Annotated in this window: 1 protein-coding gene; it reads left to right on the top strand. The window is 51.5% G+C overall.

What is annotated here, in order from left to right; genetic code table 11:
- Positions 1 to 233: glycosyltransferase (locus QVP67_RS07765; protein WP_288180016.1), on the top strand; the 233-nt coding region annotated here is incomplete at both ends.

Raw genomic sequence — 233 nt, forward strand, 5'->3', positions numbered from 1 at the left:
CCCTGAAATGCAACTGCTGATAGTAGGTGATGGAAGTCTGCGAAAACAGATGGAGGAGCAGGCACATAAAACTGGATTGGAAGAAACTGTAGAGTTTGCAGGACGACAACCACAGGAGAAGTTATCAAGCTACTACGACCGCATAGACATCCTGCTGATGCCCTCACGCAGCGAAGGCTTCGGATTGACAGCCATTGAAGGTATGGCACGCGGTTGCGTCGTCGTAGCTGCCC

The sequence above is a fragment of the Bacteroides sp. CAG:633 genome, from assembly GCF_000435115.1.
GTDB classification, from domain to species: domain Bacteria; phylum Bacteroidota; class Bacteroidia; order Bacteroidales; family Bacteroidaceae; genus Bacteroides; species Bacteroides ndongoniae.